The organism is Aquimarina mycalae, assembly GCF_029906345.1.
Taxonomy (GTDB): Bacteria; Bacteroidota; Bacteroidia; order Flavobacteriales; family Flavobacteriaceae; genus Aquimarina.
Genome location: NZ_JARYGY010000005.1, coordinates 1 through 21,257, shown reverse-complemented (window position 1 = coordinate 21,257; position 21,257 = coordinate 1). Strand labels below are relative to the sequence as shown.

Annotated in this window: 24 protein-coding genes; 18 read left to right on the top strand and 6 right to left on the bottom strand. The window is 30.5% G+C overall.

Features of this window, described 5'->3' with window-relative positions; translation table 11 throughout:
* Positions 1-174 precede the first annotated feature (174 nt).
* On the top strand, positions 175-321 hold the full coding sequence (locus QBK95_RS12445; protein ID WP_280934197.1) for a hypothetical protein: 147 nt from the start codon (positions 175-177) through the stop codon (positions 319-321).
* 22 nt (positions 322-343) lie between these two features.
* Here the strand turns inward: QBK95_RS12445 and QBK95_RS12440 are convergent, their stop codons facing one another.
* Positions 344-949 (bottom strand): YceI family protein, encoded by a 606-nt coding sequence (locus QBK95_RS12440; protein WP_280934196.1) that lies wholly within the window; start codon positions 947-949, stop codon positions 344-346.
* Between the two features lie 196 nt (positions 950-1,145).
* On the opposite strand from QBK95_RS12440, the gene QBK95_RS12435 reads away from it, so the two are divergent.
* Positions 1,146-1,319: a hypothetical protein gene (locus tag QBK95_RS12435; RefSeq protein WP_280934194.1), complete on the top strand. Its 174-nt coding sequence runs from the start codon at positions 1,146-1,148 to the stop codon at positions 1,317-1,319.
* A gap of 24 nt (positions 1,320-1,343) precedes the next feature.
* On the opposite strand, the gene QBK95_RS12430 is transcribed toward QBK95_RS12435, so the two are convergent.
* Positions 1,344-2,540, bottom strand: coding sequence for a multidrug effflux MFS transporter (locus QBK95_RS12430; RefSeq protein WP_280934192.1), 1,197 nt, complete (start codon positions 2,538-2,540; stop codon positions 1,344-1,346).
* A gap of 97 nt (positions 2,541-2,637) precedes the next feature.
* Between QBK95_RS12430 and QBK95_RS12425 the strand changes: the two genes are divergently transcribed.
* The 5 genes from QBK95_RS12425 to QBK95_RS12405 all read left to right on the top strand — a co-directional run bounded on the left by QBK95_RS12425 (position 2,638) and on the right by QBK95_RS12405 (position 8,622).
* A complete protein-coding gene (locus tag QBK95_RS12425; protein WP_280934190.1) occupies positions 2,638-3,330 on the top strand; it encodes a DUF6090 family protein in 693 nt (230 codons plus the stop codon).
* A gap of 151 nt (positions 3,331-3,481) precedes the next feature.
* Positions 3,482-4,582: a type 1 glutamine amidotransferase domain-containing protein gene (locus tag QBK95_RS12420; RefSeq protein ID WP_280934188.1), complete on the top strand. Its 1,101-nt coding sequence runs from the start codon at positions 3,482-3,484 to the stop codon at positions 4,580-4,582.
* Between the two features lie 115 nt (positions 4,583-4,697).
* The gene (locus QBK95_RS12415) at positions 4,698-5,753 is read left to right on the top strand and encodes a helix-turn-helix domain-containing protein (protein ID WP_280934187.1); all 1,056 of its coding nucleotides are present in this window, start codon (positions 4,698-4,700) and stop codon (positions 5,751-5,753) included.
* 99 nt (positions 5,754-5,852) lie between these two features.
* Positions 5,853-6,980, top strand: coding sequence for a helix-turn-helix domain-containing protein (locus QBK95_RS12410; RefSeq protein ID WP_280934185.1), 1,128 nt, complete (start codon positions 5,853-5,855; stop codon positions 6,978-6,980).
* A gap of 301 nt (positions 6,981-7,281) precedes the next feature.
* Complete coding sequence (locus QBK95_RS12405) at positions 7,282-8,622, top strand: amidohydrolase family protein (protein ID WP_280934182.1); 1,341 nt, start codon at positions 7,282-7,284, stop codon at positions 8,620-8,622.
* 63 nt (positions 8,623-8,685) lie between these two features.
* Here QBK95_RS12405 and QBK95_RS12400 read toward each other — a convergent pair whose 3' ends face one another.
* Positions 8,686-9,573 carry a LysR family transcriptional regulator gene (locus QBK95_RS12400; RefSeq protein ID WP_280934181.1) on the bottom strand — a complete coding sequence of 296 codons (888 nt, stop codon included), beginning with the start codon at positions 9,571-9,573 and terminating at the stop codon, positions 8,686-8,688.
* A 134-nt stretch (positions 9,574-9,707) separates the two neighbouring features.
* Between QBK95_RS12400 and QBK95_RS12395 the strand changes: the two genes are divergently transcribed.
* From QBK95_RS12395 to QBK95_RS12365, 7 genes are read left to right on the top strand one after another with little or no spacing between them, the layout of a single operon-like run.
* Entirely contained in the window at positions 9,708-10,013 is a 306-nt protein-coding gene (locus tag QBK95_RS12395; RefSeq protein WP_280934178.1) for an NIPSNAP family protein, read from the top strand.
* Between the two features lie 15 nt (positions 10,014-10,028).
* Positions 10,029-10,421 (top strand): rhodanese-like domain-containing protein, encoded by a 393-nt coding sequence (locus tag QBK95_RS12390; protein ID WP_280934176.1) that lies wholly within the window; start codon positions 10,029-10,031, stop codon positions 10,419-10,421.
* Positions 10,415-10,873 (top strand): GNAT family N-acetyltransferase, encoded by a 459-nt coding sequence (locus QBK95_RS12385; RefSeq protein ID WP_280934175.1) that lies wholly within the window; start codon positions 10,415-10,417, stop codon positions 10,871-10,873. Before QBK95_RS12390 ends, QBK95_RS12385 begins: the two co-directional genes overlap by 7 nt.
* A gap of 6 nt (positions 10,874-10,879) precedes the next feature.
* On the top strand, positions 10,880-11,215 hold the full coding sequence (locus tag QBK95_RS12380; RefSeq protein WP_280934173.1) for an avidin-fold protein: 336 nt from the start codon (positions 10,880-10,882) through the stop codon (positions 11,213-11,215).
* Positions 11,216-11,221: 6 nt separating this feature from the next.
* Complete coding sequence (locus QBK95_RS12375; RefSeq protein WP_280934172.1) at positions 11,222-12,352, top strand: trans-sulfuration enzyme family protein; 1,131 nt, start codon at positions 11,222-11,224, stop codon at positions 12,350-12,352.
* Between the two features lie 2 nt (positions 12,353-12,354).
* Positions 12,355-13,797, top strand: a complete 1,443-nt coding sequence (locus QBK95_RS12370; RefSeq protein WP_280934169.1) for a pyridoxal phosphate-dependent decarboxylase family protein — start codon at positions 12,355-12,357, stop codon at positions 13,795-13,797.
* The gene (locus QBK95_RS12365; protein ID WP_280934167.1) at positions 13,797-14,612 is read left to right on the top strand and encodes a PhzF family phenazine biosynthesis protein; all 816 of its coding nucleotides are present in this window, start codon (positions 13,797-13,799) and stop codon (positions 14,610-14,612) included. Before QBK95_RS12370 ends, QBK95_RS12365 begins: the two co-directional genes overlap by 1 nt.
* 56 nt (positions 14,613-14,668) lie before the next feature.
* On the opposite strand, the gene QBK95_RS12360 is transcribed toward QBK95_RS12365, so the two are convergent.
* Together QBK95_RS12360 and QBK95_RS12355 are read right to left on the bottom strand one after the other, a co-directional pair.
* Positions 14,669-16,048, bottom strand: coding sequence for a 2OG-Fe(II) oxygenase (locus QBK95_RS12360; RefSeq protein WP_280934165.1), 1,380 nt, complete (start codon positions 16,046-16,048; stop codon positions 14,669-14,671).
* Positions 16,049-16,121: 73 nt separating this feature from the next.
* Complete coding sequence (locus tag QBK95_RS12355; RefSeq protein WP_280934163.1) at positions 16,122-16,718, bottom strand: Crp/Fnr family transcriptional regulator; 597 nt, start codon at positions 16,716-16,718, stop codon at positions 16,122-16,124.
* 145 nt (positions 16,719-16,863) lie between these two features.
* On the opposite strand from QBK95_RS12355, the gene QBK95_RS12350 reads away from it, so the two are divergent.
* Genes QBK95_RS12350 through QBK95_RS12340 form a run of 3 tightly spaced genes read left to right on the top strand, consistent with a single transcriptional unit; the run spans position 16,864 to position 19,476 of the window.
* On the top strand, positions 16,864-17,436 hold the full coding sequence (locus QBK95_RS12350; protein WP_280934162.1) for a TetR/AcrR family transcriptional regulator: 573 nt from the start codon (positions 16,864-16,866) through the stop codon (positions 17,434-17,436).
* Positions 17,437-17,491: 55 nt separating this feature from the next.
* Positions 17,492-18,313: an oxidoreductase gene (locus tag QBK95_RS12345; RefSeq protein ID WP_280934160.1), complete on the top strand. Its 822-nt coding sequence runs from the start codon at positions 17,492-17,494 to the stop codon at positions 18,311-18,313.
* Between the two features lie 59 nt (positions 18,314-18,372).
* Positions 18,373-19,476 carry an MBL fold metallo-hydrolase gene (locus QBK95_RS12340; protein ID WP_348637337.1) on the top strand — a complete coding sequence of 368 codons (1,104 nt, stop codon included), beginning with the start codon at positions 18,373-18,375 and terminating at the stop codon, positions 19,474-19,476.
* Between the two features lie 13 nt (positions 19,477-19,489).
* Here QBK95_RS12340 and QBK95_RS12335 read toward each other — a convergent pair whose 3' ends face one another.
* Positions 19,490-20,389 carry an EamA family transporter gene (locus tag QBK95_RS12335; RefSeq protein WP_280934157.1) on the bottom strand — a complete coding sequence of 300 codons (900 nt, stop codon included), beginning with the start codon at positions 20,387-20,389 and terminating at the stop codon, positions 19,490-19,492.
* Positions 20,390-20,557: 168 nt separating this feature from the next.
* Between QBK95_RS12335 and QBK95_RS12330 the strand changes: the two genes are divergently transcribed.
* Positions 20,558-21,178: a LytTR family transcriptional regulator gene (locus QBK95_RS12330; RefSeq protein WP_280934155.1), complete on the top strand. Its 621-nt coding sequence runs from the start codon at positions 20,558-20,560 to the stop codon at positions 21,176-21,178.
* The last annotated feature ends 79 nt before the right edge of the window (positions 21,179-21,257 follow it).

The window sequence follows — 21,257 nt, the reverse complement described above, 5'->3', positions numbered from 1 at the left end:
TTATCATAGTGAATCATTAAAAAAAGGTCTGATATGGTAATCAGACCTTTTTTTGTGAAAAAGAATAAAGGGTTTAAATCCCCTAATAAAAACCGTATTTATACCCTTATCTGGCTTATGATTACTGTGTAACTTTGTACATGGGAATATTGGATACATAAAAAAACAAATCACATGATAAGTCGATCAATTTACAAGGAGAATACAAAGGAGCGAGATAATAAGATTAAAATTACTCGATTAAAAGAAATGAATATAGCATACAATGTAGTACTATCGACTTCAGAAAGACTCGCCAAAGCATATAATATTAATATATAAAATTTTAACTTGTAGTTTAGAGTTACTTCAGAATTGGGAAGTCAAAAACAATATTTAGTTTGTTTTTTTCACGTTCATCGTGAATGTTGACACCATAATCACTAGTGTAAATCGTAGTTTTTCCTGCAAGTTTTGTAGTAATATCTAAGGTAAAGTTAATAATTACTTCTTTAGTAACACCTTTAATAGTCAAATCTCCAATTACTTTGTAATTATTGTTTCCAAAATGAACAACTTGGGAGCTTACAAAAGATATTTTTGGATATTTCTTTTTATAGAAAAACTTTTCCCACATAAGATGACCATCTCTTAAAAAGTTATCGGTATCTAAAGTATTTACAAGTGCGGTACCTTTAAAGTATGCATTATCAGGATCTTCGGGATTAAATGATATTTTAAAATCTAAACCACCAATAGTACCACTAGTATCTTCAGAAACAAAATCGAAAGATACCTTAGAGTTTTTTACATCAAATTCTAATTTAACTACGTCATTAATTAATGCATCTTCGTGACCTACATACCCATCAGATACATTCGTGATATCACTGCTTTCAGAAGGGAATTGAGCATAGGTAAATGGAATCAAAAGAATTAAAAAAATAAATGAATTTATATATGTTTTCATAACCAAGGTATTTTCTAAAGATAAGAAAGAACAATAATCATTCCAATAGTGTTCATAATAAGGCAGAGGAAAATTAGAGGAAAATCATCAAAATAATTATAATTTGATGTTAAGAAATTAAATAAATTCTAAAAAAAAATATAACTTAGAAAGGAAATTAATTGTTAATCAAGCAACTAACGTTAAAATATATCATATGGAACATCAAAATAAAGAGAAATCTTGGCGAAAAAGAAAATTCGCAGATTTCCAAAATAAGTACCGTCGATCTTCTAATTTTGGATATGGATCCAAGAGAGATAAGTTTGCAATTGTAGGTGATGGAGAATTATCTATTCCTCAAGATACTGATAGTAAAAAAAAAGCTTAGCATGTGCATGTTTATCTTGTAATTTTACTTTTTCTCAGAAACTTTTAGATATACCAAAATTACTATAGAAAGCACAGCACAAATCAAGAATCCAATAAATAGTGGTAAGGCAGTATCTGTGACAAATCTTCCGATATATGTACTAATAGGAACAGCCATAATAGTAGAGATAAATCCTGTAATGGCTGCAGCTATTCCTGCGATATGACCAACAGGTTGCATGGCCACAGCTCTTAAGTTTCCGAACAAAAACCCAATAGCAAAGAATTGCATCCCGAAGAAAAACAAAAGCACTACAATATTAGGGTTAGCTTCTCCATAAAATAATATAATATATAGTAACGAAATCCCAAAATACCCTAACAGGGAAACAGTAATCAATTTCTCCATACCATATTTTAATACTAGTGTACCATTTAAAAAAGTGGCTGTACCAATAGAAATAGCTAATAATGCGAATATATATGGAAATTCATCTTTGAGCTGGTATTGTTGCTCAAAAATTTGTTGAGAGCTACTCAGGTACACTAAAAAGGATCCTACAATAAAACCAGAAATCAATGTATATCCAATTGTAGTTTTGTATTTGATAAGTTCTTTTAGACCATCTGTAAAAATAGAAGATGTAAATTTAATGCGTTTGGATAGATCTAAGGTTTCATCTTGCCGCTTCCAAAACCAAAAGGTAACTAATACACCAAATACTAACTGTATATAAAATATTGCCTGCCAGTTATAATGGTCTAATACGGATTTACCAATAGCAGGAGCAATAATAGGAACAAGAATAAAAACTACAGTAATAAATGACATAATACGAGCCATATAATCACCTGTATATATATCTCGTATCATTGCAATTGCGATGGTTCTAGGTGCAGACAACCCAATACCTTGAAGAATTCTACCTGTAATCATTACCGATAGACTGGTAGAATAAATACACATGAAACTGGCAATAATGAATAGTGTAAAACCCATATAAACCACTGGTTTTCTACCGATACTATCGGATATTGGACCAAAAATCAATGGACCAATTCCAAGACCCAAAAAAATCATAGTGATTAACAATTGGTTATCAGCTAAATCTGTAGTACCTATAGTAATACCAATAATATCTAATGCTGGCAATAAAGCATCAATTGCTAGCGCTACAATAGACATTAATGATGCCATTAATACGATAAATTCTAGCTGTGCAAACTTCTTTTTTAGCATCTGCCAAAAGTACGTCATTTAGACAATAGAATATGATTAGTATGATGTGTATTTTATTGTATATTTAAAAGCGGAAAAATAAAAGTCACTAAACTTCATGTATAAAAAAAGAGTAAAAAAGTATCTATTCTATTCGATTGGTGAAATCTTTTTAGTTGTTATAGGGATTTTGATTGCTGTAAGTATTAATTCTGCTAATGAAATAAGAAAGAAAAAAAAGAATTTAAGAAATACCTTTGTTACCTATAAAGAGGATTTAAAAATCGATACGTTGTCCATAGGAAGTGTATTAAAGCAATTAGAAGTTAAAAAGAAAATATTTGATCAATTTTTGAGTGATACAGTTACTATAGAAATGTATAAAAAAAATCCTCAAGCAATGGGACTTGTACTTAGTTATGCACCATTTGAACTACAGAAAAAAGGTATTAGAATGCTAGAAAAATTTGAAGTTGCTGATACCGAACAAACGGATAGTTTGCTAGTACAAATTTTAGCAAATCATAATGTGTTTGATGTATTGTTAAAAGAAACTCATGAACGGATAGGAGCGGATATTTCTGAAAATATGGAATACCTAAAATATAACCATACCTGGATTGGTGATTTGTTATTAGGTAACATTGATAATCCAGATATGTATGAGTATTATGTTAGTGATACTTATAGAGCTAGGTTGGCTATACATTATATGCTAGTATATAAAAATCTAAAACCGATATTAGATAGTTATATGAAAAGTGCTAAGGATGTATTAGATAAAATAGAAGAGAAGACTAAGGAATATTAATGTCATATTCGAATATTCACTCGATATGGATTGCTAATCACTGATATAAACTTTTCATAGATATATAAATTACTCTGACGGAATTATCATTTCGACAGTCTTTACGGTATGTATACTGTTACTTCGTACTATAATTTTATAAATTAATAGTATGTTTAAGAAATATCGAATCCTTAAATGGATCTTAATCGTTTTTACTGGTATTATTGTGACACTTGTTGTTTTTGGTTGGTGGTTTATGAGTTTGTTACCATCAGCAGAAAACAACATCGATATAACAACCTCTCAAATATCAGATTTACCCTATGTTTCCGAAAATATCATACCCAAACGGGGAAAAATATTGGCAATCGTTACAAGTACCGATACTATGGGAAATACTGATAAAAGTACAGGTTACGAACTCACCGAATTGTCACGAGCATATTATGTTTTTCAGGCAAATGGATTCGAAGTTGATATTGCTAGTCCTTTGGGAGGTGAACCACCTATGGTGATTGATGATGAGGATATGGGAGCATTTGATTTTGCTTTCCTAAATGATAGTATTGCACGATATAAAACCAAAAATACTATTCCAGTGAATGATATAGATCCTTCTAATTATGAAGGAGTATTCTTTGCAGGAGGAAAAGGAGCTATGTTCGATTTTCCAGAAAATAAATCCATACAATCTATAATACGTTACTTATATCAATCTAATAAGGTGATAGGTGCTGTATGTCACGGACCTGCAGCGTTAGTTAATGTGCAACTTGATAATGGTACATTTTTATTGGAAAACAAAAAGGTAAGTGGTTTTACGAATGACGAAGAGTTATTACTTATTCCAGATGCAGCGACAATATTTCCTTTTTTATTACAAGATAAGTTAATATCCCAAGGCGCAAGTTTTAGCGAAGGTACAATGTACTTAGAAAATATTAGCCATGACAAAAATTTGATAACAGGTCAAAACCCTTGGTCCACTTGGGTTCTAGCCGAAACTATGATCACTCAATTAGGGTACACACCAAAATATAGAAAAATCACAGCAGAAGAAAATGCAATTAAAGTATTAAAAGTATATGAAAAAGAAGGATCTAAGAAAGCCAAAGAATTAATTAAAAAAATATGCACAGTCGAACACAAACCATTTGATCGAATATTAATAGCAAAGCACAGTATAATCTCTGCAATGCAAGGAAAAATCGGTAGATTTTTTAGCCTTGTTGGATTAACGTCATATGCAAAAAATATCACAATTGATTAGGGTTAATTTCTGAAGTCAATTGTGATAATAATTATAGATGCAAAGTATAATACCTTCGGTTAGTTGATACTTTCCTGAAAGATCAAATATTCCTAAATTTGGAAAAAATAGTCTATTGAGTTTTTTAGATATATTACTTGTTATTATTAGTAGTGCAGGACTATTGCACGGAATACTATTTGCGTTTTACTTAATTGTTTTCAAAAGAAAAAAAACACTTACTAATGTTTTACTTGGATTGATCCTAATCTTTATGGCATTTCGAATTGGGAAATCGGTGATGCTTAATTTTGGTGATGATTTGGAACCTGTTTTTATATTTATAGGATTGGCATTTTTACTATTGATTGGACCATTTTTTAGATGGTATATTTTAGGTATGACACGTCCAAGTTTTAAGTTGCCTAAATATTATTTTGTAGAACTTCTTCCGTTTGTGTTGTTTTTTTGCGCAAGCCTTTTTGTTAGTAAAGAGTGGTATGAAAACAGCAAACTGGTAATTATAATTTTTGGTAGCGGTCTTATTTTTATTTACTTGCATTTGGCTTTTTATATTACTTCTGGAGGTTTGATATTCAATAAAGCAAGAAAACAATACATACCAACATTACAAACAAAATCTCAAAAATCAATATTAAGTTGGTTACAATACCTTATTGCTGGATTTGTGATTATCTGGATCACCTATGTTTTAAATATATTGGATGACGCATTACCCTATATTGTGGGACCAATAGGCTATTCAATAATTATTTATTTTTTGAGTTATAAAGCTTTTCAACTAAAAGCTACGGATCTTGATGGAAATGTATTTAAAGTAAATGATGACAAGGAATTGTTTGAACATATTTCGAAATTAATAACTGATAAAAAGCTGTATCTTGAATCTGATATATCACTTGTAAAATTGAGTACACTGTTAGGAAAAAGTACACAAATTACATCCTCTGTAATTAATCAATATGCCAAACGAAATTTTAATGATTTTATAAATCATCATCGAATCCAGGAAGCAAAGAAATTATTATCCTCAACAGAAGGAGAGAAGTATACAATTTCATCCATTGCTTTTGACATAGGTTTTAGTAGTCTTTCTTCTTTTAATAGTGCATTTAAGAAATTTGAAGGTATTACACCATCTTCTTATAGGAAAGGTAATATGGATAGTTAAAAAGACCTGTCTGCCCATTTTAATTTTTACAAAATAATAGAATCCTTTTGTTATAGCTTAAAGAATATTTACTACTTATATTTGACACAAAAATTATAGGTGAATCTGGTATATGATTTTCTTTATATTGCTGGGATGCTTTTGTCCAGCATTTATATTTATATTTTTTATAAATCTAAAAGTAATGGACTGTCCAAATCAATTCTAATTGTTTTTTTTGGAATATTAGTATTTCTTTTACTAGAATCGTATGCATATATTCATAAAATCACTGTATTACAAAGGATTAGTTTTTTACCTACTCAAGGCGCTAAAATAGCATTAGGACCACTGTTGTTATTATATATTCAGTCTTTATTTTTAGAAAATAAAAAAGTATTAAAAAATGGAATAATTTACTTAACACCATTTGTGGTTTTTGTGATTTTGGTTTCACTTCCACAACTAATTGCAATTATTACAGAAGAGTATTTTATTGGATATAAAGATTTTATTGTTAAATACCATCCGATAAAACGAATTCTTTTTGACCTTATTTTTTTATTTTTCTTATTCAGAAGTTTTAAAACCTATTCCAAATTCAAACAACTGCTAAAATCTAACTACTCTCATATTGAGTATAATAATTTCATTTGGGTTCGATATTTACTAATAGCATCACTTATAGTAATTTTTATTGATTTATTTTTTGTGGGGTATCAATTGATTTATGGGTACCTAGGATGGCGCACCCAAAATATGATTATGGTTTTTACAGTGGCGTCAATTTTTTATGGTGCTTACTATGGTACTAAGCAATCTAAGATATTGGTTCCTTATTTTTTATTGGAAAATGATATAGCTACTACTTCAAATAAAGATATATTAACTAAAGAACAAGAATCCGAGTTTTCGGCATTAGAAACGGTACTTGTACATTATATGGAAACAGAAAAACCATATCTTGATGAAGAGCTGACTTTAAATAAGCTTGCAGTGGCAATAGGAACTACAGATAAAAAATTATCTGCGGTATTAAATCAGTATATCAAAACTTCTTTTTACAATTTTATCAATTCTTATCGGATTCTAGAATTTAAAAAAATGATTGTATTACCAGCATATACAGATTATACCATAGAGGGAATTGCTTATGAATGTGGTTTTAAATCTAAAGCTAGTTTTTATAGGTTATTCAAAAAAGAAACAGGTCAATCTCCTTCAGAATTTAAAGCTAATCTTAAATAATCTTATTTTCTAGTCTCTTTGGATGCAGTGAGACTATCAATCCCTGGTTTTTCTATTATTTTGAGCTTTTTAATAATCACTTTAAAATTCATCAAAAGAAAATGAAACGTACATCAATCAAAAAATCAGTATTAAGAATACAAGAACGATTCAAACATTATTACAAACGGAAACTATTTAGCCCACGTAACATTATATATGATGTTACCAGTTCTAAAAAATGCTAATAATCCAAATGTAAAATAAATATTAATCAGTATTAAAATAGATATCTGATTTAAGTATTAAGAAAATAGAAAAAATGAATAAAATAAATTATTTAGTAATAATGGTTAGTCTTTTATGGGGATGTGCAAACAATGCACAAACTTTTAAGATAACAGAACAAGAATCAGTCAAGGCTTTCATAAACGTACACGTATTAACCATGGAAGATTCAATTCCTAAAATGTCTCAAACGGTACTTGTTAAAAATGATAAAATCATATCGATTGGAGAAAGCAAAGACATCGAGATTCCTGTTGGAGCTAAAATAGTAGATGGTAAGCATACAAAATATTTAATTCCTGGTCTGACAGATGCTCATGTACATTTAGGTCATAAAGGTTCAGAAGAATGGATTAGAGCTTATATTAATAGTGGTATCACTACAGTGCTTAATCTTGGAGGTTCAAAGAAGGTTTTGAAACTAAGAGAAAAAGTTAAAAATAAAATAATTGTAGGTCCAGATATTTATACGGCTGGTCGAGGAGGAGTAGTACGAGAATTGAATCGTAAAAATTTTAAAGAAGTATCCTTGTCCAAAATAGAAGAGAGAATTATAGAAGACAAAGAGAAAGGATATGATTTTATAAAAATATATGGGCAAATGACCATACCTCAATTTGAACATATGCTTAAAATTGCTAAGAGAGAAGGGGTGCATGCAATGGGACATATCCCTAGGAACTTAACTGCAGATGAAGCATTACGAATTGGGCAGAAATCTATAGCACATACAGAGGAGTTTATCTATACACAATTTACAGAATTTGATGAACAAGAAGTAATCGATTTTGCTGCAAAAGCAGCAGAACAGGATATTTGGTTAACTGCCAATATGATAGCTTATGAAAAAATAGAGCAAACTTGGGGAAAACCACAAGTAATGGATTCGATACTTAAATCCCCCCATACTAAACGATTACATCCTAGGATTAAAAAAATATATAAAGAAGATTGGTATGGGTCAAGAGATGTTAAAAGCAGACCATACATAGAAAAAGTATATAAATTTCATTTCCCAATAGTAAAACATTTTCATAAGGCAGGAGTAAACATACTAGTAGGAACAGATACCGCTTTTCCTGCAGCAGCACCTGGAGAATCAGCAATTGATGAAGTAAAAAACCTGACCAAAGCTGGATTAAGTAATTATGAAGCTTTAAAAGCAGGAACAGCAAATGCTGGAGTGTATATAAACCTTTTTATAGATAACAATTACCATGTTGGAAAAATAAAAGAGAATTATACTGCTCATATGGTATTATTACCGTCTAATCCGCTACAAAACCTGGAAGTATTAAAATCTCCAGAAGGTGTAATGTTAAGAGGGCATTGGTTTAATAATGAAGATCTCAAAAAAATGATACAATGGGATTAAGTTATTTTAAAACTGTATTTAACCTTTAATAAAGTTTAGAATACGGGTACATTTTGGTGAAAATTATTTAGAAGAAAAATCCTCTTCAAAATTATTGATAAAATCGTCCATATACTTTTTATCCTTATCATCTTTTCGTACTACTAAATAATGAGCTCTTTTAAGTCCTTGAATACCAATTTGTTTAAACGTAACATTTTCAGGGATCTTAAAAGGGCTTAATACCCACTTTGGTAAACACATAATTCCCATATTGGCTGCGATCATTTCCAAACAAATTTCAGTATGAATTCCTGCAGAAATTTTTATGGGATCTATATTGTTAGGTTCTAGAAAATGTTTGTAAACCGAAACGGTTGATAAAGGAAAAGACTGAATTATTAAATGCTCATTCAAAAAATCAGATGCTTCAAGAAAGTTTTTTGACGCTAATGAATGTTCATTGTTCATTAATGCCATAACATCATCTTCATAAAACTTAAGGGATAATAACTCTTTAGAAGTTGCTGGAGAAGTAACAATGGCAGCATCAATTTCTTTAGACAGTAACTTAGTAAATGATTGATGCGTAGCATCCGTCAACGTTATTTCGATTTCGGGATATAAAATTCCCATTTTCTGAATAAACTTTGGAATTCCTTGATAAAAAGTAGAACATTCAGTACTTAATCGTATAGAACCTTTAGCACCTTGTTTAATACTTTTTATATTATTAAACCCTTTTTCGATAGATATTAAAATCTCATTTGCTAACTTATATAATTCTTCTCCTTCTTCGGTTAGTTTCCATTTATTTCTAGACCTGTGAAATACTTTAAATCCAAGGCGCTCTTCTAAGACTATGAGTTGGTGACTTAGTGCCGATTGTGTTAAAAATAATTTTTCAGAAGAGTTTACAATATTTCCTTCCTCAGCAATGGTCTTTATCAGTCTAAAATATTTTAATTCCATAGAAACAAAGTTACATGAATTGATACTTTTTGTGGATGAAAATATTTCAGAACCATATCAAAAACTCTTCATATAAATATGATGTATTGAAGCACTTATAGCTATAATTTTGAATCAACTTAAAACTATAATTCATGATTACTTGTTATATCGATTATGTTATAAATACATCCAAAGTCGAGGAATTTAGAGTTTATGCAACCACATGGATTTCTTTGGTAAACAAATTCGGCGGACAGCATCATGGGTATTTCTTGCCTTGTGAAGGCGCTAATAATAAGGCATATGCATTATTTAGTTTTCCTTCTTTATCAGAATATGAAAAATATAGAAATGATAGCTTGAACGATGATGATTGTATCCAAGCTTATGAATATGCTAACAAAACCAAATGCATATTGAGTTATCATCGAAGCTTTCTTAAACCCTTATTTAATTAAATATATTAGAATACTATGAAAAATCAAATTAAACACTACGAAAACAAATTGGCTTATGAAATGGATCCGTCGGATTTATATGAAGGTTTTGAAAATGGAGAAGATCTGATAGCTGTTGATACAAGGAAATCTTTTGGCTACGATAAGGAACATATTCCTACAGCAATTAATTTACCACATAGAGAAATGACTATAGAAACTACAAAGCATTTAGATAAGTCTAAAACGTATATCTGTTATTGTGATGGTATTGGTTGTAATGCATCTACAAAAGGAGCTCTTAAAATGAGCAAACTAGGTTTTAAAGTTAAAGAACTTATTGGTGGAATAGAATGGTGGAAATTTGATGGATATGCTACAGAAGGAACTAAAGCTACTTCTGGGTCAATGTTCGAGTGCGCATGTTAAACAATCAACCAATTATTAGATTAGCTAAAATAGAGGATGTCCAACAACTTATTGCATTATGCAAAGCGCACGCATCTTATGAAAAGGCAGATTATGATACATTAGGAAAAAATGAATTATTGGTTGCTCATTTGTTTCCTAACAATGAAAATATCAAATGTATTGTAGTTGAAGAGCATAATAAGTTGTTAGGATATTCTACTATTTTAAAGCAATTTTCAACTTGGGATGCTAATTTTTATCTTTATGTGGATTGCCTTTATCTTAAGGAAAAAGCTAGAGGAAAAGGATTAGGTCGTAAGATCATGAATGAGATAAAAAAGTATGCTCAACAAGAACAGTGTAATATACAATGGCAAACACCTCTTTTTAATACCAATGCTATTAAATTTTATGAATCACTTGGTGCAATACATAAAACTAAGGAGCGGTTTTTTTGGAACATATTATAAATTAAGATGAAAATAAACCTAAACGATAAAAAATTTAAACCTAAAGAAACGGTTGATAATGGAGATGTAAGTATGGATACCGTTTTCCATTACAGACAAGATGGAAATGCGATTTGGGCTAGTTATAAAGGAGGTAAAATTGTAACAGGAACTCTTATTGGTAAGATAAAAAATGATAGAATTTCTCTAATATATCAACAGTTAAATGAAATAAATGAATTTCTAACTGGGTGCTGTGAAACGGTTATATCTATAAAAGGTGGGAAAGTTTATTTAGATGAAACTTGGCAATGGACCTGCAAAGATTATTCAAAAGGACACTCTTTATTAGAAGAAATATAGATATTTATGAAATCTGAAACATTAGCGCTACAATACACAAAAGGTACTTATGAAGAAATTCGTTCTGTTGATATCCCGCTACACTTATCCACGACGTTCTTGAGAAATGATGATGGTAGTTTTACAAATGATTACAGATACTCTAGATTAGATAATCCGAATAGGAGACTATTAGAGAAATGTTTTACAGCATTAGAAAAAGGAAAAGTAGCATTTGCTTTTTCTTCTGGTATGGCTGCTATACAAGCAGTTATTCAATCTTTAAATACAGGAGATCATGTTGTACTGCCAGATGATGTTTTTTTTAATGTAAAAATGCTTGTTAAAGATATCTTTAAGCAATGGGGGTTAACATATACTTATGTCGATATGACAAATTCGGATAAAGTTGTTCAGTCCATTCGACCTAATACTACATTAATATGGATAGAAACGCCTTCCAATCCACAATTAAAAATTACTGATATAAAAGAAATCGTACAAATCGCTAAGTCTAACGATATACTAGTTGCTGTAGATAATACATGGTTTACACCAATATTACAAAATCCAATCGAAATAGGCGCAGACATTGTAATGCATTCCACAACCAAATATTTTGGTGGACATAGTGATGTGATGGGAGGATGTTTAGTGCTAAAAGAGAAGAACGAATTAAGTAATAAAATTAGACAGATTCAGCTATTGTCAGGAGCAGTTCCTTCTCCTTTTGATTGTTGGCTTATTATGCGTGGTATCAAAACGTTACCGTTACGAATAAGAACGCAATCAAGTACTGCTAAAAAATTAGCTGAGTATTTAACAGAGCATCCAAAAATTGAAAAGGTATATTATCCTGGCCTTCAGAATTATCCTCAATATAACATTGTGAAAAATCAAATAAAAAAGGGTTTTGGAGCGATGCTTTCTGTATTAATTAAAGGAAATAAAAATACCACAATCAAAATCTCAAATGAGTTAAAACTATTTACTACTGCTACAAGTTTAGGTGGAGTAGAAAGTTTAATTGAACATCGTGCATCTGTAGAAGGAAATCATAGTACAACTCCTAATAACTTATTACGTGTCTCAATAGGGTTAGAACATATAGATGATTTAATTAGAGATTGGGAAAAGGCTTTAAAAACCATAGCATAAATATGACTTTAGATCAACCTATAGCACAATTCCGAGCTCAACTACATCAAGTAGCGGATATGGTTGCTGATATGTATACTAATATAGAAAATCAACCCGTATATAATAATCCCGATCCCGATATTGTAAGAGCAATGTTTTCGGAGTCAATCCCTAAAGATCCGAGCTTAATTGAAGACATTCTTGTAGCAATTAAAGACAATATTATTCCAAATGCAACCAAGCACTACAGTCCTCATTTTTATCCTTGGGTTACTTCTTGTGCTTCGCAAGCAAGCATTTTAGGTGATTTTATAGCTACAGCGTTAAATGTGAATGCTACCACTTGGATGAATGCTGCGTCAGCTAGTGAAATAGAGAAGCAAGTAGTACAATGGGTAGGACAGTTTTCTGGTTATGATTCTAATGCTTCAGGTGTTTTATTAAGTGGAGGTTCAACAGCTAATCTGACTGGATTACAGGTCGCAAGATGTGTACAATCTAAAGATAATATAGCTATAAATGGATTAAAACATCTTGATCAATATACAGTATATGCATCAGAACAAACTCATTTTTGTATTGATAAAAGTATCAATGCATTAGGTATAGGTACAAAATATCTTCGTAAAATAGCTACATTATCAGATTTCACAATAGATGTACAAAAATTAGAATACCAAATTAAAAAAGATATCTCTTCTGGATTAAAACCAATGTGCATCGTTGGTAATGCAGGCACTGTAAATACTGGTGCTATTGACCCGTTACTAGAACTATCTGCCTTATGTGAAAAGTATGATATGTGGTTTCATATTGATGCTGCCTACGGAGGTTGTGCTGCGGATATACCATTAACTAATAAATTGTTTGATGGGTTTCATAAAGCAAATTCTGTAGCGATTGATTTACATAAATGGATGTTTGTACCTTTTGAAGCAGGATGTATTCTTGTCAAAGATAAAAATCAGTTAAGAGATACATTTAGCGTAATACCAGAATATCAAAAATTTGATTATAATCAGGATCGACAAGTGGATTTTTCTGAATATAGCTTTCAACAATCTAGAAATTTTAAAGCATTAAAAGTTTGGATGAATTATAAAGCGTATGGAGAGAAAAAACTTAAAAAAGCAATAACGAATAGCATTCACTTGATGAACTATTTGGCCATTTTGGTAAAGGATTCAGAGGATTTCGAGTTAATTACTCATAATCTGTCAATTGTTTGTTTTAGATACATCGGAAACTATAATTCTGCCGATCTTAGATTAATAAATAATCTAAATCTTCAATTAATAAAAGACGCAGAAACAGACACTCGTGTTTTTATCCGTGATACTAAATTAGGAGATATGGTTGTATTAAGAGCATGTTGTACTAATTTTAGAAGAGAGAAAAAACATATTGAATACCTGATAAAAGTTTTAAGAACTTTAGGAACACATATAAAAGAAATAAATTGATGATAAAGACATGTATAGTAGATTCATTTACCAATGAAGCATTTAAAGGTAATCCAGCAGGAGTTTGTACGGTTGAAACCAATATTAGCGAAGACAATATGCTCTTAATAGCGCAAGAGTTGGGTTTGTCTGAAACAGCATTTATCAAGAAACTAGAGAAAGAACATGCATATTCTATCAGGTATTTCTCTCCTAAAATGGAAATTCCATTATGTGGTCATGCAACCCTGGCGGCGGCTAAAGTAATTTTTGAAACAACCAATTTTAAAGAAATTCATTTTAATACGATTCAAAATATAGACTTACATATTGTACATAAAAAAGATGGGATCGAAATGAGTTTTCCTGTGTATCAAACCATACCCACAGAAGTTCCTTCATCGTTGTTAAAAGCACTTGGGATTGAAAAGATTGTAAATACTGAATATAATAAAGAAACCAATATTATATTAATAGAAATGGATGATACTGTATTATTACAAAAGCTAAAACCTGATTTTGAAGCATTATATAAATCCATAGATAGTATTAATGGAGTATTAATAACAGCAGCTTCAACTGGAGATGATTATGATTTTCATTCTCGCTATTTTTGGCCTTGGAGTGGTACTAATGAAGATTCAGTAACTGGTGGTACACATACTTTTTTAACTCCTTATTGGAGTAAACGATTAGGAAAAACAACCATGAAATCTTTCCAATCATCCAGTAGAACAGGATATATGGAAGTTACATTGATTAATGATCAAAAGCTAGTTATAAAAAGTAATGCTGTGATTGTCTTTGAAGGGAATTTAAAACTGGATATAAATTAAGAACCTATATCAGTAGGAGTGAAGCAAGTTTTATACTTAGATAGTACGTAGAACTACTATATCTTTCTTATGGCTATATTTCCATCATATCCCGAACAATACAGCTGATCTTTTAATATAATGAGGTCTGTCATAAAATTATCAGCTACCATTAGATCTGTTGATTTTTTAGTTTTTGTATTTATTGAGACTACTTTATTATCCTCTCCACAGGTATATATGTGATCTTTATGGCATACGATAGAACGAATTATATCAGAATGGACTTTATACTTAAGTATTTTTTTAGTATTCCTGGATAGTTGAATTAAAGTACCGTCTTTTGATCCAATAAGAATAACATCTTTCTTTTCTGTATTTATACAAAATAATGGCTGATCATGTTTGTAAATACATTCCGTTTTTTCTGATATTACATTTGTTATATGTACAGAGCCATGTTCGCAACAACTGATAAAATCATCGTTTTCCATAATTGCTAATCCCCAAACCCAATTCGTATGAACTTTGATCGTTTTAATAATCTCCAAATTCGTGCTCAGTACATAGATTTTACCACTAGTACCGGTTGCTATTATTTGATTGTTTTTTAATGTCTTTATATTTAGTATCATCTCATTAAGATGGATATGAGATAGCACTTTTCCAGACATATTCCATTTTTTAATAGAGAAATCTCTTGAACAGGATATAAATTCATCTTGATTGAGCTGTATTATTTTAAGTACAGAGTTTGAATGAACTTCAATGATATGTTTACATTCTAAATGTGCATCCCAGCATTTGATTTTTCGATCTCTACCGCAACTTAGAAACTGTTCTTTAGTAATGGGCAGTAAATTCCATATGTATCCATCATGATTAGTATTTTGTTTTTTTCTTTTTACTATTATGTCAGATCGAAGAATATATTTATTTCCTTGGGTAACTTTAGCTCCTTTATGCCATATCTGATGATCAAATATTACTAATTTTCCTTTTTTTGGAATAATCGTTTTTTGAGGAATGTCATCCGTTTTTTGATTATAGAATTCTGTTTCACCTGCATCGAATGATGCATGGTCATTTAGATATAATAGTACTGTGTATTTAGTCTCTTGTTCAGTATTTGGATAATATACTCCATCTTGATGCTTAGAAAACAATTGCCCTTTTTGATATCTGCAAAATCTAATTCTATCATTTATCGCTAGAAAACTCCTTTCAGACTTCATATTTGGGATGCCTATTTGTTTTAGTTTATTAAACAATTTTGTAGCTAAAACTTCATTATCTTCAACTAAGCGATCGTTGTTTCTATAATAATTGGGATAATGTGTTGATGCTTTTTCGAAAAGAAGTTTTCTAGGTGTCAATATTTCATCAACTTCTTTTTCAGAAAGGAAGTCTTCAATTTCTATAATTTGTAAATCATTTATAACGCTATTCTTATACATGTCAAATAATTAAGATTTCTATACATCAAAGTTCCTTGAAATAGAAATCATATGCATTGATGTATGGTAGGATTTATTTTGTAAAAGAAGTTTTACGAATACGACTCAATGATTCTGGTGTTATGCCAAGATAAGATGCTATAAAATGATGCGGAATCATATTTAAAAGATCAGGATATAATTGGATAAATTTTGTGTATCGCTCTGAAGCACTTTGGTATTGTAAAGATTCTATCCGTTCGATAGCTAAAACGTAATTAAATTCAGCCATTAATCGACCAAAAGTATTTAATGCATGACTTACAGAATAAAAGGATTTCCAATGAGAATAATTAATAGAAATTAATTCTCCCGGAATAATACATTCTATGATTTCTTTACTGGGTTGTGCTTTCAATAAACTTACAAATGAAGCTACAATTGGGTTTCTGGATTCATAGTTAAAATAACTGGTAATTTCCTTTCCATCTTTTATCTGATACACTCTATACACACCAGAAATTACAAATTTTATAGTGGTACAGACTTGTTCTTGTCTAACAATCTTATGGCCTTTATCAAAGTGTTCAATAGAAAGTTTATCTCGTAGTTGATCAATATCTATTGGTGAAAATGCTACCCAGTTAGAAATAAAATCTATTAACTTTTGATATTTTGTGAGTTCGTTCATTTGAATCAGAATAGCAATAAAACTACAAACTTTAATCACTAATACAATTTTATCCCGTTGATTTTCTTTTGAGCTGTATCTGTTAAATATTTCAAAAAAACATTAAAATCGAATATTTATTCGTTTTTAATAATATATTTGCAATGTGCGAGTAAAAGATGAATCAAAAAGGTTGGCAATTGTAGAAAACACCTTGGATATTGTGTTCGAAAAAGGTTTTGCAGGTGTTAAGATGTCACTACTGGCTAAAAAAGTTGGTATTTCTGTCTCAACACTCTATGTGTACTATAAAAACAAAGAAGATTTAATAGTATCTATCGCTACAGAACTTATAGAGAGTCAAACTAAAAAGAGTGCTCAAGACATTACCAAAGAGTTACCCTTTAAACTTAAAATGAAAAAGATGTGGTTATATTGGATTAACTATAGTATCAACCACAGTAAAGAGATGAACTTTATTACACAAGTAAAACAATCTCCTTATTATGATAAGGTTCCAATAGCGGTCAAAGAAACAAAAAACCGATTAGGAATAGATCTTTTTGAATTAGGAAAAAGAGAAGGGTTAATTAGAGATATAGATAATGAAATACTAGAATCTATTATGGTAGCTATTTTGTTTGAAACCGTCAATTTAATTCTGAATAAAAAACTAACACTTAATGAAAATGATATGGATGTTATGTTTTCATTTGCTTGGAATGCGATAAAAAGTTAATTTTTTTTAAATCAAAAAAGAATATTTATTCGATTATAATATAAATAAGATCAAAATGGCAAAAGTAGTATTGATAACAGGAGCTTCTTCGGGAATAGGAAAAGAAAGTGCAAAGCTGTTACTTAAAAAAGGATATGTGGTATATGGTTCTGCCAGAAGAACTGAGAAAATGAAGGATATCGAAGAACTAGGAGTTAAGTTGCTAGCAATGGATGTTACCAAGGATGATTCTATGACCGAAGGTATACAAACCATTATAAATCAAGAAGGACATATAGATATCCTAGTAAATAATGCGGGTTATGGCTCATATGGATCGCTAGAAGATGTACCTATGGATGAGGCAAAATATCAATTCGAAGTGAATGTTTTTGGGTTAGCAAGACTTACACAATTGGTATTGCCTTATATGCGTACACAGAACTCTGGAAAAATCATTAATATATCTTCGATTGGAGGAAAAATAGGGGAACCTCATGGATCTTGGTATCACGCTACAAAATTCGCAGTAGAAGGCTTAAGTGATTCTATTCGAATGGAATTAAAGCAATTTGGTATTGATGTAGTGGTCATTCAACCAGGTGCAATAAAAACCGAATGGAATAAAATTGCTCGGGAGAACTTGGCCAAAGTGTCTGGAAACACTGCATATAGCACTTTAGCTCAAAAACATGTAAAGTTGTTAGAAAAAGCTGATGATAAGTATGGTTCAGAGCCAATTGTGATTGCAAAAACAATTGCAAAAGCGATTGAAGCTAAAAAACCAAAAACTAGATATGTTTCTGGAGGTGGCGGAAAACTAATTTTAAGGATTAGAAAAATGGTGTCAGATAGAATGTTTGATGCAATCATGCTAAACCAAATGAAGAAATTATAATATTCAAAACTAATATAAGCAGTATAGTGAAACGTACATTTTTTAAATATATAAAACGAATGATGATAGGTATCGGAATCATAATAGGAATAATAGTAATCATACTGTTTATTAATATAAGCCCTCAATTTGGCGGAAAACCAACAGAGGAACAAAAAGCAATATATGCTGCATCAAAAAATTATAAAGATGAAAAGTTTGTGAATACAAATGAGGTGCAGCTAGATATGAGTCTTAAGGATATGGGGAAAAGCCTTGTGGGTTATTTTAAATCTAATCCTAATACTATTCCTAAAGAAAACCTTGCTGTAGAGAAAATAGATTCTTTAAATATAGCCACATATAAAGGTAAATCACGTCTTATTTGGTTTGGACACTCTACATTTTTAATGCAAATTGATAATAAGAATATTTTGATTGATCCAATGTTAGGAGAAGTTCCAGCTCCACATCCTATGTTGGGTAGTAAGCGTTTTAGTAAAGAATTACCTATTCAAATCGAAAAAATACCCGAAATAGATGCCGTACTTATTTCCCACGATCATTATGATCATTTGGATTATGGTTCGATAAAAAAACTAAAGAATAAAGTAAAGATGTTTTATACACCTTTAGGAGTTGGAGTGCATTTACAAGAATGGGGAATAGAAAAGGAACGAATAGTAGAGTTGGATTGGTGGCAGGAAACCGAGCTGGATGGAATACGTTTTATATGTACACCTGCACAACACTTTTCTGGCAGAGGACTTACAGATAGAACAAAAACCTTATGGAGTTCTTGGGTAATCAAATCAAGTACTGATAACATTTTCTTTAGTGGTGATAGCGGTTATGCAGATCACTTTAAAGAAATAGGTAATACATATGGACCTTTTGATTTTGCAATGATAGAGTGCGGACAATACAATGAAATGTGGCCTGATATTCATATGTTTCCAGAAGAAACGGTGCAAGCAGGATTAGACGTGAAAGCTAAAAAAATAATGCCAATTCATTGGGGAGCATTTAAGCTGGCTATGCATACTTGGACAGATCCGATAGAACGAGTTACTAAAAAAGCAACTGAACTGAATGCTAATATTATTGTACCAAAAATAGGAACATCTATATTTTTGGATGAAGATACTAAAGTAGAAGAAGAGTGGTGGAATTTGATGGATTAACTTTTATATTCATCTAAGAATATAAAATTAAAAATACCCCAATCATAATACCAAATAAAGGAATTAGTTTTTTACGTTTATTTTTTTCCTTAAAAACAAGACCACCGATCACCACAGCTATTAGTATTTGACTGCGTTTTATAGCAGATAATAACATGATTAGAGCTTCAGGATCTTGCAATGCTTTAAAGTAAAAATAATCAGCTGCTTGTAATAAAACACCAACAGCAACAATAGTCCAACGCCAGGTAAATGCTTTTCGTTTTTTAGAATTTGGAAGCCATATTATGGATAAAATGAGTAATAGAATTAACAAAGTATACCAACAAAACCAAAATTGTAATGTTTGTGGATTTAATGTCAGACTCTGAATTAAAAACTTATCATATAATCCACTCGATGCTCCTAAGAATGTGGCTCCAATAATGGCAAATATCCATTTATTCTTCTTGAAATGGATGCCTTCTTTTTTACCTATTCTAGAATATAGTAATACAGATAGAATAATTAAGAAAAAACCAATCCATTGTAAAAAGTTAGGTTTTTCTTGATAAATTAAAATAGCACCGATAAAAGTGAAAAATGGACCAGCAGATCGAATCGGAGTCACTATGGTTATTGGTAGATGTTTTAACGCTTGATATGCCAATACCCAAGAAGTCGCCATGATCATGGATTTGATAAAAATAAAGCCATGTGTTTTCCAAGGAATAGGAGTGATGTATAAACCTATCTGCTTAGTATATTCTGGAAAATATTGAGAACCAATAAACAATGGAATAATTAGTAAAAAACCAGAACCTATAGTGACAAAAAGTACAGGAAAAACCTCGTTTCCTTGTACAGCATGTTTTTTGCATAAATTGTGTAATCCTAAAAAAAGTGCAGCTAATAAACCTAAATACATCCACATGCCGCGAATATAAGTTTTTAACTTATTTTATTGATGACCAATACCAAGTATTTAAAGAATGCTAAACCTATACCTGTAACAAAAACTGTAACTAAATTGATTGGGAATTATGGTAAAAGCTATTAAATTTATTACTATTATATTTAGTTTAAATATTACAAATTAAAAGTGTTTAAAAAACAATATCCATTTACTCCAAAAACAAAAGATCATCTCTTAATTATACTAGGACTTGTCTTGTGGATATTCTTATTTCTATTTTTTATTAAGCCTTTAACTGTTGAAGAATTGCCTTTAAAACTGCAAGTTGTTTTCTTACCGATGTATGGCGTAATCTGCGGTTTTTCTTATGGTTTGATCATTTTTATTCAAAAATATTATTTTAAACAACAGCAACAACAATGGTATGTATACAATGAGATTTTAATAGTAATATTGATTTCGTTTTTATCATTGATACATACTTGGTTGTTTTTTAAGCATGTTGTTGCAGTTAGTAACCCTACCGATATTATTTATACTTTTCAGAAATATTTTGTCGAAATATTTTTGCCAGCACTTTTAATTATTCTTCCCTTAGTAAGTATTTCACGTTATTTTTTTGGAAAACAATCTCAAAAAAGAAAGCAAAAAATTACCATAAACGGAAGTGGTAATTATGAGCATCTCCAAATTTTTGTAGAAGATTTCTTGTATATAAAATCATCTGGTAATTATGTAGAAGTTTTTTATTTAGATAACAACGTGGAAATTCTTGCCAAACTGACCCACTTAATCCTGCGAAAGTGACCCATTGAATCCTATTTAAAGTGACCTGGGTATTCCTGTTTAAATTGACCCACCCCTAAAAAGAGCGTGTATTAAATAA

What these genes read in the sequence shown, in the direction of transcription:
- QBK95_RS12335 (WP_280934157.1), bottom strand. Translation starts at nt 20,389, where the DNA reads ATGTGGATGTATTTAGGTTTATTAGCTGCACTTTTTTTAGGATTACAC.
- QBK95_RS12395 (WP_280934178.1), top strand. Translation starts at nt 9,708, where the DNA reads ATGATTACTTGTTATATCGATTATGTTATAAATACATCCAAAGTCGAG.
- QBK95_RS12390 (WP_280934176.1), top strand. Translation starts at nt 10,029, where the DNA reads ATGAAAAATCAAATTAAACACTACGAAAACAAATTGGCTTATGAAATG.
- QBK95_RS12420 (WP_280934188.1), top strand. Translation starts at nt 3,482, where the DNA reads ATGTTTAAGAAATATCGAATCCTTAAATGGATCTTAATCGTTTTTACT.
- QBK95_RS12345 (WP_280934160.1), top strand. Translation starts at nt 17,492, where the DNA reads ATGGCAAAAGTAGTATTGATAACAGGAGCTTCTTCGGGAATAGGAAAA.
- QBK95_RS12445 (WP_280934197.1), top strand. Translation starts at nt 175, where the DNA reads ATGATAAGTCGATCAATTTACAAGGAGAATACAAAGGAGCGAGATAAT.
- QBK95_RS12355 (WP_280934163.1), bottom strand. Translation starts at nt 16,718, where the DNA reads ATGAACGAACTCACAAAATATCAAAAGTTAATAGATTTTATTTCTAAC.
- QBK95_RS12385 (WP_280934175.1), top strand. Translation starts at nt 10,415, where the DNA reads ATGTTAAACAATCAACCAATTATTAGATTAGCTAAAATAGAGGATGTC.
- QBK95_RS12435 (WP_280934194.1), top strand. Translation starts at nt 1,146, where the DNA reads ATGGAACATCAAAATAAAGAGAAATCTTGGCGAAAAAGAAAATTCGCA.
- QBK95_RS12440 (WP_280934196.1), bottom strand. Translation starts at nt 949, where the DNA reads ATGAAAACATATATAAATTCATTTATTTTTTTAATTCTTTTGATTCCA.
- QBK95_RS12370 (WP_280934169.1), top strand. Translation starts at nt 12,355, where the DNA reads ATGACTTTAGATCAACCTATAGCACAATTCCGAGCTCAACTACATCAA.
- QBK95_RS12425 (WP_280934190.1), top strand. Translation starts at nt 2,638, where the DNA reads ATGTATAAAAAAAGAGTAAAAAAGTATCTATTCTATTCGATTGGTGAA.
- QBK95_RS12375 (WP_280934172.1), top strand. Translation starts at nt 11,222, where the DNA reads ATGAAATCTGAAACATTAGCGCTACAATACACAAAAGGTACTTATGAA.
- QBK95_RS12400 (WP_280934181.1), bottom strand. Translation starts at nt 9,573, where the DNA reads ATGGAATTAAAATATTTTAGACTGATAAAGACCATTGCTGAGGAAGGA.
- QBK95_RS12405 (WP_280934182.1), top strand. Translation starts at nt 7,282, where the DNA reads ATGAATAAAATAAATTATTTAGTAATAATGGTTAGTCTTTTATGGGGA.
- QBK95_RS12365 (WP_280934167.1), top strand. Translation starts at nt 13,797, where the DNA reads ATGATAAAGACATGTATAGTAGATTCATTTACCAATGAAGCATTTAAA.
- QBK95_RS12360 (WP_280934165.1), bottom strand. Translation starts at nt 16,048, where the DNA reads ATGTATAAGAATAGCGTTATAAATGATTTACAAATTATAGAAATTGAA.
- QBK95_RS12430 (WP_280934192.1), bottom strand. Translation starts at nt 2,540, where the DNA reads ATGCTAAAAAAGAAGTTTGCACAGCTAGAATTTATCGTATTAATGGCA.
- QBK95_RS12340 (WP_348637337.1), top strand. Translation starts at nt 18,373, where the DNA reads ATGATGATAGGTATCGGAATCATAATAGGAATAATAGTAATCATACTG.
- QBK95_RS12380 (WP_280934173.1), top strand. Translation starts at nt 10,880, where the DNA reads ATGAAAATAAACCTAAACGATAAAAAATTTAAACCTAAAGAAACGGTT.